The sequence below is a fragment of the Brachybacterium sp. AOP29-B2-41 genome, from assembly GCF_052378395.1.
In the GTDB taxonomy this organism is placed as follows: domain Bacteria; phylum Actinomycetota; class Actinomycetes; order Actinomycetales; family Dermabacteraceae; genus Brachybacterium.
The window spans coordinates 94,206-108,833 of record NZ_JBQSXR010000001.1; the positions used below are offsets into that span (position 1 = coordinate 94,206).

Annotated in this window: 18 protein-coding genes; 11 read left to right on the top strand and 7 right to left on the bottom strand. The window is 69.3% G+C overall.

The genetic code is table 11. The features are described 5' to 3' along the window. Positions 1-60: 60 nt before the first annotated feature. The 4 genes from ACT3T9_RS00450 to ACT3T9_RS00465 all read left to right on the top strand — a co-directional run bounded on the left by ACT3T9_RS00450 (position 61) and on the right by ACT3T9_RS00465 (position 2,841). Positions 61-486, top strand: coding sequence for a ubiquinol-cytochrome c reductase iron-sulfur subunit (locus ACT3T9_RS00450; protein WP_441444731.1), 426 nt, complete (start codon positions 61-63; stop codon positions 484-486). Positions 487-505: 19 nt separating this feature from the next. Continuing rightward, positions 506-1,300 carry a tRNA (guanosine(46)-N7)-methyltransferase TrmB gene (gene trmB, locus ACT3T9_RS00455; protein ID WP_442332147.1) on the top strand — a complete coding sequence of 265 codons (795 nt, stop codon included), beginning with the start codon at positions 506-508 and terminating at the stop codon, positions 1,298-1,300. Positions 1,301-1,373: 73 nt separating this feature from the next. Continuing rightward, complete coding sequence (locus tag ACT3T9_RS00460; RefSeq protein ID WP_441444733.1) at positions 1,374-2,423, top strand: LCP family protein; 1,050 nt, start codon at positions 1,374-1,376, stop codon at positions 2,421-2,423. Between the two features lie 67 nt (positions 2,424-2,490). Next, on the top strand, positions 2,491-2,841 hold the full coding sequence (locus tag ACT3T9_RS00465) for a DUF4235 domain-containing protein (RefSeq protein ID WP_441444734.1): 351 nt from the start codon (positions 2,491-2,493) through the stop codon (positions 2,839-2,841). A 146-nt stretch (positions 2,842-2,987) separates the two neighbouring features. Here the strand turns inward: ACT3T9_RS00465 and phoU are convergent, their stop codons facing one another. Continuing rightward, positions 2,988-3,668, bottom strand: coding sequence for a phosphate signaling complex protein PhoU (gene phoU, locus ACT3T9_RS00470; RefSeq protein ID WP_441444735.1), 681 nt, complete (start codon positions 3,666-3,668; stop codon positions 2,988-2,990). 174 nt (positions 3,669-3,842) lie between these two features. On the opposite strand from phoU, the gene ACT3T9_RS00475 reads away from it, so the two are divergent. Both ACT3T9_RS00475 and ACT3T9_RS00480 read left to right on the top strand, forming a co-directional pair. Further along, positions 3,843-5,075, top strand: coding sequence for a sensor histidine kinase (locus tag ACT3T9_RS00475; RefSeq protein WP_442332149.1), 1,233 nt, complete (start codon positions 3,843-3,845; stop codon positions 5,073-5,075). Position 5,076: 1 nt separating this feature from the next. Then, positions 5,077-5,766, top strand: a complete 690-nt coding sequence (locus ACT3T9_RS00480) for a response regulator (protein ID WP_444605750.1) — start codon at positions 5,077-5,079, stop codon at positions 5,764-5,766. An 85-nt stretch (positions 5,767-5,851) separates the two neighbouring features. On the opposite strand, the gene ACT3T9_RS00485 is transcribed toward ACT3T9_RS00480, so the two are convergent. Continuing rightward, positions 5,852-6,349 carry a hypothetical protein gene (locus ACT3T9_RS00485; RefSeq protein ID WP_442332150.1) on the bottom strand — a complete coding sequence of 166 codons (498 nt, stop codon included), beginning with the start codon at positions 6,347-6,349 and terminating at the stop codon, positions 5,852-5,854. Between the two features lie 324 nt (positions 6,350-6,673). Here ACT3T9_RS00485 and ACT3T9_RS00490 point away from each other — a divergent pair, with 324 nt between their 5' ends. Together ACT3T9_RS00490 and ACT3T9_RS00495 are read left to right on the top strand one after the other, a co-directional pair. Continuing rightward, positions 6,674-7,156, top strand: a complete 483-nt coding sequence (locus ACT3T9_RS00490) for a CarD family transcriptional regulator (RefSeq protein WP_441444739.1) — start codon at positions 6,674-6,676, stop codon at positions 7,154-7,156. A gap of 14 nt (positions 7,157-7,170) precedes the next feature. Then, positions 7,171-7,914, top strand: coding sequence for a 2-C-methyl-D-erythritol 4-phosphate cytidylyltransferase (locus ACT3T9_RS00495; protein ID WP_441444740.1), 744 nt, complete (start codon positions 7,171-7,173; stop codon positions 7,912-7,914). 125 nt (positions 7,915-8,039) lie between these two features. Here the strand turns inward: ACT3T9_RS00495 and ACT3T9_RS00500 are convergent, their stop codons facing one another. Further along, on the bottom strand, positions 8,040-8,351 hold the full coding sequence (locus ACT3T9_RS00500) for a hypothetical protein (RefSeq protein ID WP_441444741.1): 312 nt from the start codon (positions 8,349-8,351) through the stop codon (positions 8,040-8,042). 10 nt (positions 8,352-8,361) lie between these two features. Next, complete coding sequence (locus ACT3T9_RS00505) at positions 8,362-9,117, bottom strand: IspD/TarI family cytidylyltransferase (protein WP_442332151.1); 756 nt, start codon at positions 9,115-9,117, stop codon at positions 8,362-8,364. 153 nt (positions 9,118-9,270) lie between these two features. On the opposite strand from ACT3T9_RS00505, the gene ACT3T9_RS00510 reads away from it, so the two are divergent. The 3 genes from ACT3T9_RS00510 to ilvA are packed head-to-tail and all read left to right on the top strand — an operon-like array spanning position 9,271 to position 11,443. Next, on the top strand, positions 9,271-9,588 hold the full coding sequence (locus ACT3T9_RS00510; protein WP_441444743.1) for a PTS sugar transporter subunit IIB: 318 nt from the start codon (positions 9,271-9,273) through the stop codon (positions 9,586-9,588). Then, positions 9,585-10,133, top strand: coding sequence for a 2-C-methyl-D-erythritol 2,4-cyclodiphosphate synthase (gene ispF / locus ACT3T9_RS00515; protein WP_441444744.1), 549 nt, complete (start codon positions 9,585-9,587; stop codon positions 10,131-10,133). The genes ACT3T9_RS00510 and ispF overlap by 4 nt, the downstream gene beginning before the upstream one ends. Further along, positions 10,130-11,443, top strand: coding sequence for a threonine ammonia-lyase IlvA (gene ilvA / locus ACT3T9_RS00520; RefSeq protein WP_441444745.1), 1,314 nt, complete (start codon positions 10,130-10,132; stop codon positions 11,441-11,443). Before ispF ends, ilvA begins: the two co-directional genes overlap by 4 nt. Before the next feature lie 117 nt (positions 11,444-11,560). Here the strand turns inward: ilvA and galE are convergent, their stop codons facing one another. The 3 genes from galE to ACT3T9_RS00535 form a co-directional block, all read right to left on the bottom strand. Beyond that, positions 11,561-12,559 (bottom strand): UDP-glucose 4-epimerase GalE, encoded by a 999-nt coding sequence (galE, locus tag ACT3T9_RS00525; protein ID WP_441444746.1) that lies wholly within the window; start codon positions 12,557-12,559, stop codon positions 11,561-11,563. An 86-nt stretch (positions 12,560-12,645) separates the two neighbouring features. After that, a complete protein-coding gene (locus ACT3T9_RS00530) occupies positions 12,646-14,106 on the bottom strand; it encodes a GuaB1 family IMP dehydrogenase-related protein (RefSeq protein WP_441444747.1) in 1,461 nt (486 codons plus the stop codon). 75 nt (positions 14,107-14,181) lie between these two features. Continuing rightward, positions 14,182-14,526, bottom strand: coding sequence for a hypothetical protein (locus tag ACT3T9_RS00535; protein WP_444501703.1), 345 nt, complete (start codon positions 14,524-14,526; stop codon positions 14,182-14,184). Positions 14,527-14,628 lie beyond the last annotated feature (102 nt).

A 14,628-nucleotide genomic window follows, 5' to 3' on the forward strand; every position in this document is an offset into this window, starting at 1 on the left:
GCGGTCACACCGACCCTCCGTGCAGTGCCGTCGCCCAGCTCGGCTCGCTATCCTGGCGCCATGGAACGCCCGTGCCTCTCCCGTCGTCATGCCCTGCTGCTCCCTGCCACTGCGGCCGGGCTGGGAGGGCTCGCGGCCTGCGGGCCCGAGGATGAGGGCTTCGGCACCGCCGCGCCGCTGCGCGCGGAGGACGGCACGATCTCGCTCGAGGACGTGCCCGAGAACGCCAGCACCCTGGTGAACTTCGGTGGCAAGGAGCCGTTCGTGCTGCTGGTGCGCGGCGCCGGCGAGGACATCGCTGGCTACTCCGGCTACTGCACCCACAACGGCTGCGCGCTGCGCCAGGAGGAGAAGGAGCTCGACTGCCCCTGCCACGGCTCCCGCTTCGATGCCACGACCGGTGACGTGCTGGTGGGCCCCGCCACCCGCCACCTCCCCGAGGTCGCCGTGGTGGTCGAGGACGGTCAGATCCGCCGTGAGCAGTGACGTGAGCAGTGATCCGTCGATGACAGCGAGCCAGGAGAAGACGCATCGCGATGTCGTCTCCTTCGTGCGGCGCGGGGAACGACTGACCCAGGGTCGCCAGAACGCCTGGGACCGCCTCTCCCCCTTCTACGTCATCGACCCGCCGCGCGGACATCGCGACACCCTGCCCGCCGAGGGGACCCGCCTGGATCCCGCAGCGGTCTTCGGCCGGAAGGCCGAGCTCGTGGTCGAGGTCGGCAGCGGCACCGGCGAGAACATCGTCGCCGCCGCCCTCGCCCATCCCGAACGTGATCACCTCGGAGCCGAGGTGTACCTGCCCGGGCTCGCCCAGACGCTGAGCCGGGTGGAGCGTTCGGGAAGTCCCCAGAACCTGCGGATGCTGCCGCTGGATGCGCAGCGGGCGCTGCCCGCGATGCTGCCCGAGGGCTCGATCGACCAGCTCTGGGTGTACTTCGCCGATCCCTGGCCCAAACAGCGTCACCACAAGCGCAGGCTGATCAACCCGCCGTTCCTGGACGCGGTGCTGCCGCTGCTGGCCGACGGTGCGACATTCCGCCTGGCCACCGACTGGGCGCAGTACGCCCACCACATGAGGACCCAGCTGGATCCGCGTCCCGAGCTCGCCCTGCTGCATCCCGAGGGGCTCCGCCCCGAAGGGAGCTCCTCGGACGCGATCCCGGCGAACATCCCGACCACCGGATGGGCGCCACGTTTCGAGGGTCGTGTGAAGACCGGCTTCGAGAGCAAGGGCCGGACCGCGGGACGCCTAATATGGGATCTCGCGTATACCCGGGTGCCTCGGTACCCGGGATAGTACGGCGCCCCGGGCATCGGGGCGTCGTCGGCAGCGTGTCCGCCTCGGCGGCACCGTCTGAGAGGGACACCGAATGAATGACCCCGCCGACGTCGATCTTCCCGCTGACTGGGATGATGACGAGAATCCGCGCACCGATCGGCGCCGCAGCCGACGGGCGGCGCTGATCGCCCTCGGGCTGGTCGCCGTGCTCGTGCTCGGCGTGGGCCTGGTGATCGGCAACTACCTCAACGGGCTCAAGGACTCCTACGAGAAGCGCACCGTGGTGCAGATCACGCGCGGCGCCTCCGACGGAGACCGCCCGGAGGCGATCGAGGGCAGCGGTCGTAACTTCCTGCTGCTGGGCTCGGACAAGCGATCCCCCGAGGACGCCGCCTCCGAGGGCGTGAGCGGGCAGCGCTCGGACGTGATGATGCTGGTGCACATCAGCGATGACAACCAGAGCGTGTACATCACCTCCTTCCCGCGCGACCTCTATGTCGACATCCCCGGCCATGGCAAGGACCGCATCAACGCGGCACTCGCCTTCGGCGGCGTGGGCCTGGCGGTGACCACGGTCGAGAACTACACCGGGGTCCCGATCGACCATGTCGCACTGATCGACTTCGACGGCATCGAGGGCCTGGTCGACACCCTCGGCGGAGTCGACGTGAAGATTCCCCAGACCTTCGAGGCGCAGGGCCACCAGTTCACCGAGGGCACCCAGACCCTCAACGGCGAGGAGGCCCTGGCCTTCGTCCGCGAGCGCAAGCAGTTCGCCGAAGGCGACTTCCAGCGCAACCGCAATCAGCAGGCGGTCCTCAAGGGCATCGCCGACAAGCTGATCAGCGCTGACACGCTGAGCGATCCCGGCAAGCTCGCCGACACCATCGAGAGCATCTCCCCGTATCTCACCACCGACGACGGCCTGAGCGCCGGCGCGATGGTCGAGCTCGGACTCTCCTTGCGATCGGTCCGCAGCGGGGACATGTACTTCCTCTCCGTCCCCCACGCCGGGCCGATCACCACCAGCGGCGGAGCCAGCGTCGTCGGCACGGATGACGAGGCGATGGAGGTGCTGCGCGAGGCCCTGCGCACGGATGACATGGGAACCTATTACGCTCAGCACGCAGGGACGTACTGATCCGCCGGGAGCAGCGTCCCGTACACAGACCATTCGACGCCTGGAGGAAACAGTGGCCAATCCGCTCGTGAGCATCGTCGTCCCCGTGGCAGGAATCGTCGCGGCCACCGTCGGCAACAAGGCCGCAGCCGCTGGCTGGGGCGCCGTCTTCGGGGAGGACGCCCCCACCGTCAAGGCACAGAAGTCTGCGAAGAAGGACGTCGCGAAGCGTCGCAAGCAGGCGAAGAAGGACGGCCTCTCGAAAGCTGAGATCGCGGCGATCAAGGATCCCGAGGACGACCAGCCGCTCTGGAAGATCCTGCTCTGGGCGACCGTCTCCGGGGTCATCCTGCAGGGACTGCGCGTGGCTGCCAAGCGCGGAGCCAAGAGCGGCACGGAGCGCCTGACCTCCCGCCGTCCCCGCCCCAACCGCGGCTGAGCCCCAGCGCGAGCCCGACAACACCTGCTCGCCCGCCAGGCCCAGCCCACCGGGTCAGCCCACCGGGTTCAACCCACCGCGACCTCGACGACGAAGGGCGCCCCGCAGAAACCTGCGGGGCGCCCTTCGTCGTCGTGACTGCCGGCTCAGAACTCCGGGACGTCGACACCTTCGCTGAGCGTGTCGAGCGCGTCTCCGGTCACCAGGAAGCCGATGCGTCGCACCAGGGAGACCGCGTGGTCGCCGATGCGCTCGTAGAACCGGATGAGCAGCGTGAGGTCGATGACCTCGGCGTTGGTGTAGATGTCCTCGCCGCTGCTGGAGATCTGGCGCGAGATCTCGATCATCAGATCGTCGAGCTGATCGTCCTGCTTCTCCACCTGCGCCCCGAGCGCCAGATCACGGCTCTGGATGACCTCGGTCGCCCCCTTGAGAGCAGTCAGCCCGAGCTGGGACATCTTCGCGATCTGCTCGCGATGCTGCTCCGGGACGGCCGGGTCCGGATGCGTGCGGCGCGCGACCAGCGCGACATGCGCGGCCAGGTCGCCCATGCGCTCGAGCGATGAGCTCATGCGCAGGGACGCGACCAGCAGTCGCAGGTCGGTGGCCACCGGGGACTGCCGAGCCAGCAGCTCGACCGCCTTCGCATCCAGCTCCAGCTGGCGGGCATCGATATGGGGGTCGGCCGTGACGACCCGCTCCGCGAGGGCGAGATCGCCCTCGAGCAGGGCGGTGGTCGCGTCCTCGAGGGCCGTCCCGACCAGCTCGGCCATGTCGACCAGGTCATCGACGATATGCCGCAGGTCGCTCTGGTACGCCTCGCGCATGGTTACTACTCCTCTGTCTGAAGGGACCTTCGCCACCGATGATCGCAATCTCGGGTGAACGGACTGCGGCGGCCGGTGAACGTGAAGCGTAGTCCCCATGAACTCCTGACCTCATTGTCCTTCATGCTGGCTGGGCAGTCCGGGAGAGCGCGGCCGGGGGCCTAGGCTGTACGGGTGCCCCTGTCTGCGCTCCTCGTGCTCGCCGGCGCGATCGGTCTGGTGATCGGCGTCGCCGCGATGCTTGCGCTCGCCCCGCCGCCGCGGCGCCGTGCAGAGCCGTCGACAGCCCCCGGCCAGAACGTCCCCGAGGCCGCGGCCGAGGTCCTCGCGATCCTCTCCTCCGCCTACGTCGTGCTCGACTCCAGCGGTGACGTGCTGCGCGCCTCTCCCCTGGCCTACTCCTACGGCATCGTGCGCGCCTCCGAGGGGGACTACCCGCGCCTGGCCAGCGCCGAGCTGATGGCGCTCGCGGCCGATGTGGGCCGCAACGGCGGGTTCCGCGATGAGCGCCTCAGCCTGCGCCGCTCGTCCCAGGGCGATTCCGATGCCGTGATCGATGTGCGCATCGGGGCCCTCGGCGAGCATGGGGCGCTGCTGCTGGCCGACGATCTCACCCGTGCGGTGCGGGTCGAGGAGACCCGTCGCGACTTCGTGGCCAATGTGTCCCACGAGCTGAAGACCCCCGTCGGCGCCATCACCCTGCTGGCCGAGACGATGGAGGACGCCGCCGAGGACCCGGACGCGGTGCGCCGCTTCGCCGAACGGATGCAGACGGAGTCCCGCAGGCTGTCGCACCTGGTCAAAGAGATCATCGAGCTCTCCCGGGTCCAGGGCGGCTCCGCACTGCCCGACGCCGAGCCTGTCGAGATCGACGAGGTGATCGAGGAGGCGGTGGCGCTGAACCGGAACTTCGGACTGGGCTCGAAGATCGAGGTCAGTGTGGGCGGGACACAGGGGCTGACCGTCTTCGGCTCCCCCGCCATGCTCACCACCGCGCTGTCGAACCTGATCTCCAACGCGATCTCCTACTCCGATCCGCACACCCGGGTCGGGGTGTCCGTGCGCCGTGATCACGGCATGGTCGAGATCTCCGTCAAGGATCAGGGCATCGGCATCTCCAAAGAGAACCTCGAGCGGGTCTTCGAACGCTTCTTCCGCGTCGACCGCGCCCGGTCGCGGGCCACCGGCGGCTCCGGGCTGGGCCTCGCGATCGTCAAGCACATCGCGAGCGACCACGGAGGTGAAGTCACCGCCTGGTCGATGCCGGGCCAGGGATCGACGTTCACGCTCCGACTGCCGGAGATGGGTCGGACCGAGACCATCACCGTCGGCGCCCGCGCGGTCGATGACCCCCACAGCAGCCCATCCGCCTCGATGACCCGTCATGGGTCGGGAAAGGGACATTGATATGACGCGCATCCTGATCGTGGAGGACGAGGAGTCCTTCTCCGATCCCCTCTCGTACTCGCTGCGGAAGGAGGGCTACGAGGTCGCCGTCGCAGACACCGGCACCGACGGGCTGCGGATCTTCACCGCCCACGGTGCCGACCTGGTTCTCCTGGACCTGATGCTCCCGGGGATGAGCGGCACCGAGGTGTGCCGGGAGATCCGCCGCACCTCGACGGTGCCGGTCATCATGCTCACCGCCAAGGACGACGAGTTCGACAAGGTCCTCGGCCTCGAGCTGGGCGCCGACGACTACGTCACCAAGCCGTACTCCTCGCGAGAGCTGCTGGCCCGGATCAAGGCGGTGCTGCGCCGCGGCCAGGACTCAGCCGAGACGGAGGAGTACACCACCCTGAACGCCGGCGGCATCATGATGGACGTCGAGCGTCACGTGGTGGAGGTGCACGGCACCGAGGTCGCACTGCCGCTCAAGGAGTTCGAGCTGCTGGAGATGCTGCTGCGGAATGTGGACCGGGTGCTCACCCGCGGGCAGCTCATCGACCGGGTGTGGGGTGCCAAATACGTCGGCGACACGAAGACCCTCGATGTGCATGTCAAGCGGCTGCGGGCCAAGATCGAGGATGACCCCAAGAACCCCGTGCACCTGGTGACCGTGCGAGGACTGGGCTACAAGTTCGAGTCCGGCAGCTGACCCTCACCGGGACGACAGCATGCAGAACGCCCCGCAGCCGAGGCTGCGGGGCGTTCTGCATGCTGGATGGTGACAGCGGCGGGTCTCAGCCCCCGGCCGGCTGTTCGAAGTCGTAGTAGCCCAGGCTGGTGTCGAGCGTGGGCAGGGAGATCGTGGTGGTCTCGTCGCCAGCGGTCACATCGAGGTTGAGGATCGTGCCGGTCTCCACGTCGAGCGCACCGACCGGGACCAGCTGCTGGCCCTCGCTGGGGCCGAGCTCGACGACACCGTGCGCGGGGACCTGCACCTGGGCGGAGAAGATGGCACTGCCCTCGGCGCTGCCCTCGACCTCTACCGTGATCTCCTCATCGGAGTAGTTCACAACCGTCGAGGAGAACACCGGGGTGCCATCTTCACCAAGGACCAGCACGGCATTGCGCACGCCGGCGAAGAGGGTGCCGTTCTGCTCGAGATTGGCGTTGGTGCCGTCGGCGGCCTGATAGAACTCATGGGTCTGCACCGGGCTGAAGTACGTGCAGCCGGTGGCCGCGAGCGCCAGGCCCATGGCGGCGGCGGAGAGCACGAGACGGCGGGGACGGCGCACGGAGGACTCCTCTTCGATGCCGGATCGCGGCACAGACGTTCTAGGGACAGCTCTGACAGGTTACCCCACCACAAGCCCCGCGCGGCCCCGGGGCGGCACGGCGTGACCGGGTCGATGCAGGAGAAGCCGGAGGGGCTCTCCTGAGGTTCGCGACCGCCGTTCCCGAGGGCGTACGGCTGGTGAGGCAGGAGCGCCGCACTGTGCCCCAACGGCGATCAGCCCGAGCTGTTGGGCGAGCGCTCCGGCAGGTCAGCGGGCAGGTCGGTGCGCATTTTAGCATGACCCCCCGGTGCTAGACTGGTCGGCGGAAAGGGGACCCACCACATGAATTTTGCTGTCGGCGAGACCGTCGTCTACCCGCACCACGGTGCCGCGCTCATCGAAGAGGTCAAGACCCGCACCATCAAGGGGGAGGATCGCACCTACCTCAAGCTGAAGGTTGCCCAGGGAGATCTGACCATCGAGGTCCCCGCCGACAACGTCGATCTCGTGGGAGTGCGCGACGTGGTGGACAAGGAGGGCCTCGAGGAGGTCTTCGAGGTGCTGCGTCAGCCCTATACGGAGGAGCCCACCAACTGGTCGCGCCGCTACAAGGCGAATGTCGAGAAGCTGGCCTCCGGAGACGTCAAGAAGGTGGCCGAGGTCGTTCGTGATCTGTGGCGCCGCGATCAGGATCGCGGGCTCTCCGCCGGTGAGAAGCGGATGCTGTCCAAGGCCCGTCAGATCCTGGTCTCCGAGCTCGCACTCGCGGAGAAGACCGACGAGGCCAGCGCCGAGTCGATCCTCGACGAGGTCCTCGCCTCCTGAGCCCCCTGCCCCCCGTGTCACCCCTCCCGACCGCCGCGACAGTGCGGCCCGTCGTCCTCGCCCTGGCTCCCCCCGCGCCAGGTCTCTCCCGCGGTGCGGCGACACCATGTCTCGAGCTGCTCGGCGGTTCGCGACTGATCAACCGGCTGCTCGGCACCCTCCACGGCCTCGGGCTCCCGATGCCGCTGGTGGTCACCGCCGACGTCGCCGCATCGCAGCTGCGTGCGGCCCTCGATCCCCGCATCCCCGTCGTCTCTGTCGCCGGCGATCGCCGCAACGCTTTGCAGACGGTCCTCGAGCGCACCGACGAGGAGCTGCTGCTGCTGCATGATGCGGAGCGCGCGCTCACCCCGGCCTCTGTCATCACCGAGGTGCTCTCCGCTCTCGAAGCCAGCATCGATGCCGTGGTGCCCGTGATCGCCCTGACCGATTCGGTCAAGGAGGTCCGGCCCGACGGCCTGCGGAACATCGACCGCACCACCCTGGCCGGCCTGCAGAGCCCCCGGCTGCTGCGGCGCGAGCTGCTGGAGAGGGTGCTGGAGCCTGCTGCTCCGGAGAGCATGCCCCGCGCAGGGATCGATCGCGGACGCTTCGACGAGATCCTCGTGGCCCTCGAAGGCGGGGCCGAGGTACGCACCGTGCAGGGCTCTCATTCCGGTTTCGCGGTACTGGACCGACTCACCCTGTGGCAGGCGCAGATCTCCCTGGGCCTGGCCCGGGACACCTCGCACCGGTACGGCATCTCACGACGCGGCTGAGAGGCCGCGCAGGGAGGTTCCCCGGGAAATCAGGGCCGTCGCCCGGGCAGGTCGCGCAGACAGTCCGCCCGGCGGCCAAATCGCCCGGCAAAGTCGCGCAGATAGGTCGCGCAGCACCCCGCAGCTCAGCGGCCGCTGCGGCTGCGCCAGACGGTCCGGAACTCCGCGGCCATCCGGCCCGGTTTGGACAGCGTGCGCACCGGCAGGCTCGTGGCGAGCTCCCCGGGGTCACGGCGCAGCCGTCGCATCAGGCGCCGTGGCTTGCTGGAGATCCGCTGGCGGAGATCCGGCAGATAGTCGTCGGACACATCCAGTCTGGTCACGGCTCCGCAGCCGGTGCACTGGATCTGGGACACGAACCTGCCGGCGTAGACGACCACGTGCTCCGCCTCCTGATCGCAGGCGGTGCAGCGCAGGTAGCTCTCCTCGACGTTCATCGGCTCCTCCTCACCCTGTCCTCAAACCTAGCGCGCTGACCACGTCCTGGGCCAGCAGCAGATCCTGGGCGTAGGTGATCTTGAAGTTCGTCTCCTCGCCGCGCACCCAGGTCACCGGGATGTCGGTGTACTCCTCGGCGCAGGAGGCGGTGTCAGTGCCGACGAATCCGTCCCGGGCCGCGGCCTCATAGGCGTCCAGGATCGTGGCGGCGTGGAATCCCTGCGGGGTCTGCACCCTCACCAGGGCGTCCTCTCGCAGATCGGCGCCGGGAGCCAAGGTGTGCCCCGGCCCCGCTGAGGCGATGTCCAGGGCGGGGATGCCCGGAACCGCCCCGCCGCTCTCCCTGGCCGCATGCAGCACTGCTGAGACCAGGCCGTGGGAGACCAGCGGGCGGGCGGCGTCGTGGATCAGCACAGTGTCCACCGCGCCGGAGTCGATGCGGTCCGCCAGATGGCGCAGTGCCAGCAGCTCGGACTCCTGGCGGGTCTCGCCGCCGGTGATGATCTCCAGCGGATGCTCGGTCTCGCGCGAATCCACGAAGCGGGCGTGTTCGAGATCGTCCGGTCGCACTACGAAGACCAAGATGCCTATCCCCTCGACCGCGGCGAGCGTGTTCAGGCCCCAGCCTGCGATGCTGCGACCAGCCAGGGGCAGGAACGCCTTGTTGATGCCGGCGCCCACGCGGGTGCCCGAGCCGCCGGCGAGCACGACTCCGGCCGCCCGCCCGGGCGGACGGGGAGTGCGGAGGCGTCGGGGCTGAGTCACGCTGGCATCGTAGACGGCCGCGGACCTCTCGTGGATCACCCAGCGAGGACGTGACAGAATCGACCCTCGCCGGTGTCTTCCGGTCCTCACCCGACAGCCTCCTCAGATCGTCGGGACGCTGGTCGTCACCCGACCCACAGCTCAGGAGTTCGTATGCTCACCATCGCCATCGTGTGCGGCGCAGGAATCGCTACCTCCGCACTGATCGCGGAGCAGGTGCGGGAGCATCTCACCTCCGGCGGCCGACAGATCCAGGTCGTCCAGGCCACCGTCATGGACCTGCTCTCCCCCGACTTCCGGGCGGACCTCGTGGTCAGCACGGTGGATCTGCCGGACGCCCTGGGCATTCCCCGGGTGTCCGGGATGCCGCTGCTGCTGGGGACCAACCCTCAGGTGACCTACGACGACATCGATCGCCTGCTCGAGCGCATCGCTCCCCGCAGCGCGGGCGGGGAGGACGGCTCCCGATGACCTCGCACCCCTCCCCCCTGCCCCGTGTCGGGACCGGAGTGGATGTCCATGCCTTCGCCTCGGCCGAGTCCGGGCGCGAGCTGTGGGTCGCGGGACTGCGCTGGGACGGGGAAAGAGGCCTGGCCGGCCACTCCGACGCGGACGTCGCCTGCCATGCAGCCTGCGATGCGCTGTTCTCAGCCGCGGGGATCGGTGACCTGGGCACGCACTTCGGTGTCGACCGGCCCGAATGGGAAGGCGCCTCAGGAGTCCGTCTGCTGGAAGAGGCGGCGCGACTGGTGCGTGCGGCCGGCTTCACGATCGGCAACATCTCCGTGCAGATCATCGGCAATCGTCCACGCCTCTCCGGGCGCCGCGACGAAGCGGTCTCGGTGATGAGCGAGGCGGCCGGTGCACCGGTATCCGTCTCCGGCAGCACCACGGACGGTCTCGGGCTGACCGGCCGCGGCGAGGGTGTGGCAGCGATGGCGACGGCGCTGGTCGTCGCCGTCGGGAAGAGTACCTCCGACGACGAGAGAACCTCCGACGAGGAGAGAACAGCATGAGCGAGACGACGCCATTACCGGTGCGCGCCCCGGAGGTCGAGAGCGCCGCAGCACGCCTGGCCCCGGTCCTGCGGCGCACGCCGCTCGAGCTCAGCGAACGGCTGAGCAGGCTGACCGGAGTGCCGGTCTGGCTCAAACGTGAGGACCTCCAGTCCGTGCGCTCCTACAAGCTGCGCGGCGCCTATCTCTTCCTGGACTCGTTGAGCCCGGAGCTCCGGGCCGCCGGGGTGGTGGCCGCGAGCGCAGGCAACCATGCCCAGGGAGTCGCATACGCCTGCCAGGCCCTGGGCATCCACGGCCGCATCTACGTGCCCGGTACCACCCCCCGTCAGAAGCGCGAGCGGATCACTGCGATCGGCGGGGAACTGGTGGAGCTGGTGCTGATCGGGGACACCTTCGACGATGCTGCCGAGGCCGCCGCGGATGACGCGGAGCGCACCGGTGCCACCCAGGTGCCCCCTTTCGACCATCCGGTGATCATGGCCGCGCAGGGGACCGTGGCGCTCGAAGCCGCCGATCAGCTGCGCTCAGAGCACGGTCGCGAGCTCGGCACCATGGTCCTTCCCGTGGGCGGGGGCGGGCTGCTCGGCGGCTGCGGCGCCTGGCTGCGGGAGCGGAGCCCCTCCACCCGGATCATCGGTGTGGAGCCAGCCGGTGCGGTCTCCATGGCCGCTGCGGTCCGCGCCGGCCGTCCGGTCACCCTGCACGAGATGGACCGCTTCGTCGATGGCGCCGCGGTGCGCCGGGTCGGTGCGGGCCCGCTGCAGATGGTGCAGGCCATCACCCCCGAGCTGGTCGCGGTCGAGGAGGGCGCCGTATGCACGGAGATGCTCGAGCTCTACCAGGTCGAGGGGATCATCGCCGAGCCCGCCGGGGCTCTCGCCGCGACGGCGGTGGCCTCTGGCGCGATCGCGCACCTGGGCCGGGCGGGGGCTGGCGCGAATGATCCGGAGGAGGAGACCGGTGACATCGTGGTCGTCGTCTCCGGCGGCAACAACGACGTCTCGCGGTACAACGAGGTCGTCGAGCGCTCCCTCGTGCACGAGGGCCTCAAGCATTACTTCCTGGTGACCTTCCCTCAGGAACCGGGCGCTCTGCGTCGCTTCCTGGACCGCGTGCTGGGGCCGAACGACGACATCGTGCTGTTCGACTACATCAAGCGCAACAACCGCGAGTCGGGGCCGGCCCTGGTGGGCCTCGAGATCGGGAACCGCTCGGACCTCGAGCCGCTGATGGCGCGCATGGCCGCCTCGAACATGGAGATCGAGCGGGTCGATCCGGAGAACCCGATCTACCGCTACCTCACCTGAGAGGCGTCGGCGGCGGGGCAGACGCCCCGCACATACGCGAAGAGCCGAGTCCTGGAAACGCCCCTGGCCTCGGCTCTTCACATGCTGCGGTGAGGGTCAGCCCTCGGTGCAGGCCTCTCAGCCTTCGGAGTACGCCTCGACATCCGGGGTGATCGCCGCCGAACGGGCCTCGACGGCCGAGCGCACGATGTCATCCAGACCGTGCTCGGACTTCCAGCCCAGGGTCTGGGCGATGCGGTCCCCGGAGCAGATCAGGCGAGCCGGGTCCCCGGCTCGTGGTGCGCCGATCTCGGGGATGATCTCGATGCCCTTGGCCCGGGCGATCGCGTCGATCACCTCGAGCACGCTCGATCCCTCGCCGGTGCCGACGTTGAAGGTGCGGTGGGGGCGCTCTTCGCCGCGCAGGTAGTCCAGGGCGGCGATATGTGCATGGGCCAGGTCGAGCACATGCACGTAGTCGCGGACGCAGGTGCCGTCGGGGGTGTCGTAGTCGTCGCCGAACACGATCGGGGTCTTCCCCTGTTCGAGCCGGTCCAGCACGATCGGCACCAGGTTCATCACCGCGGTGTCGGCCAGCTCGGGCCAGCCCGCGCCGGCCACGTTGAAGTACCGCAGGGCGACGGTGCGCATGTCGTGGGCCCGCTCGGCGTCGGCGAGCATCCACTCCCCCACGTACTTGGTCGCGCCGTAGGGGTTGATGGGCTGCGGGGCGAGCTCCTCGGTGACCAGGTCCACGTCCGGCATCCCGTACACCGCGGCGGAGGAGGAGAACACGACGTCGCGCACCTCGGCGCTCGCACAGGCGGAGAGCACGTTGGCGAGCCCGCCGATGTTGTCATGCCAGTACATCTCGGGATTGGCGACGGATTCGCCGACTTGCTTGTGGGCGGCGAAGTGGATCACGGAGTCCGCACCGCTGGCCCGCATCTGGAAGGCGAGCTTCTCGCGCGCGTCCGGGAGCGTCACGTCGAGCTCAATCAGCTCAGCGCCCTCGGTGCGCTGTCGCAGACCTGTGGAGAGGTTGTCGACCACGACCACCTTCTGCCCCTGTTCGAGCAGGAGTCGCACCACATGCGATCCGATATATCCGGCGCCACCGATCACGAGAGTCGTCATGGGCCCAGCCTACCGGCCCGCCGGCGTCGGCCGCCCAGGAACGGTCATCCAGGAATGGCCGGCCGACGCCAGGGCCGGTGCCGCGGTCAGCTCCAGGAGCTGGAGATCGGACGGCCCTCGTTGTAGCCGGCGGCGCCCTGCAGCCCGATCACCGCCCGCTCACGGAACTCCTCGGTGCCCGCTGCTCCCGCATAGGTGAACGAAGAGCGCACCCCGGCAGTGATCTCGTCGAGCAGGTCCTCGACGCCGCCCTTCCCCTCGGTGAGATACATGCGCGAGGTGGAGATGCCCTCCTCGAACAGTCCCTTGCGGGCACGAGCGAAGGCATCTTCATGCGCGGTCCGGTGGGAGACCGCACGCTTGGAAGCCATGCCGAAGGACTCCTTGTAGCGTCCGCCGGCCTCGTCGGTGCGCATCTGGCCGGGAGACTCATAGGTCCCCGCGAACCAGGAGCCGATCATCACGTTGGACGCCCCGGCGGCCAGCGCGAGCGCGACGTCGCGCGGGTGACGCACCCCGCCGTCGGCCCAGACGCTCCCGCCGAGCCGGCGGGCCTCTGCGGCGCACTCCAGGACAGCGGAGAACTGGGGCCTGCCCACGCCCGTCATCATCCGGGTGGTGCACATCGCTCCCGGCCCGACTCCGACCTTGACGATGTCGGCGCCGGCTTCGGTCAGCTCCCGGGTGCCCTCGGCGGTGACGATGTTGCCCGCGGCCAGGCGCACCGCTGTCCCCTCCCGGGGGCCGAGCGCCTCGCGAGCGAGACGGAGCGCGTCGATCATCTTGTCCTGGTGCCCGTGAGCGGTGTCCAGCACGATGACGTCCACGCCGACAGCGACCAGCTCACGCACCCGCGTGGCGACATCGGCGTTGACCCCGACGGCGACCGCGATCCGCAGCCTGCCCTCGGCGTCGGCCGCCGGGCGATAGATGGTCGAGCGCAGCACGCCGTTGGCGGTGAGGACACCGCGCAGCATCCCGTCCTCGTCGACCACGACCGCGGCGTCATGGTGAGTCGCGGCGATCCTGCCGTGCAGCTGCGCCGGGCTCACCTCGAGATCGCTCGGGCGCAGCACCGGCACATCTTCGCTGAGCACCTCCCCCACCTCGGAGAAGGAGTCCCGGCCGGCGATCTCCTCCGCGGAGATGGTGCCCAGTGGGCGGCGCTCCTCATCGACCACCACGACGATGCCGTGGGGCCGCTTGGGCAGCAGGTCCGCCGCCTGGCCGAGGGTGCCGGTGGCGGTGAGGGTGAGCGGGTGGTCCACCAGCAGGTCACGTGACTTCACCGAGCGTACGATCGAGTCGATCCGCTCCGGGGAGAGGTCCTGGGGCAGCACCGCGAGACCTCCACGTCGGGCCATCACCTCGGCCATGCGCCGCCCGGTCACGGCGGTCATGTTCGCGGCGATCAGCGGGATCGTGGTGCCGGTCCCGTCATCGCTGCTGAGGTCGACGTCGAAGCGCGAGGTGATCGCGGAACGACCCGGCAGGAAGAAGCAGTCGTCGTACGTGAGGTCGGTCGACGGAGTGTGGATCAGGCGCATGCGGCCAGGATACGGGTGGCCCCATGTGCCCCACCTCCACGAAGTTCTCACAGGCTGTTGCATGACCAACCAGCGTCAAGCTCCTAGGATGTAGCGCATGACGGACCCATCCTCGGCCTCACGGCGCAGACGTCGTCGGTCCGGCAGACACCAGCAACCAACCCGACGCGCCCCTTCGACCCCGCTCCCCGCAGACGAGGCGCGGAGGAATCGCGACGCCGCCTTCGGTTCCCCGAACCCCAAACGCACCTGGCTCGGCGGATCCGCGAGCTCGGCGGAATCAGCGAGCTCCGCGAACTCGGCGTCCTCGGCGTCCTCGGCGAGTTCGGCGAACCCGAGGTCCTCGGCATCCAGCGCGCCGGTCCCGCCTTCGGCGCCCACGCCGACGGCTGAGCAGAACCCGCCCTCGGCGCGACGCACCTCGTTCCCCGGAGGATCGGTCTCCCCCGCCGCCGCTGCCGGATCTGCAGCAGCATCCCCGGCACGCCCCGACGATTCCGCTCGGTCCGCATCCCGATCCGC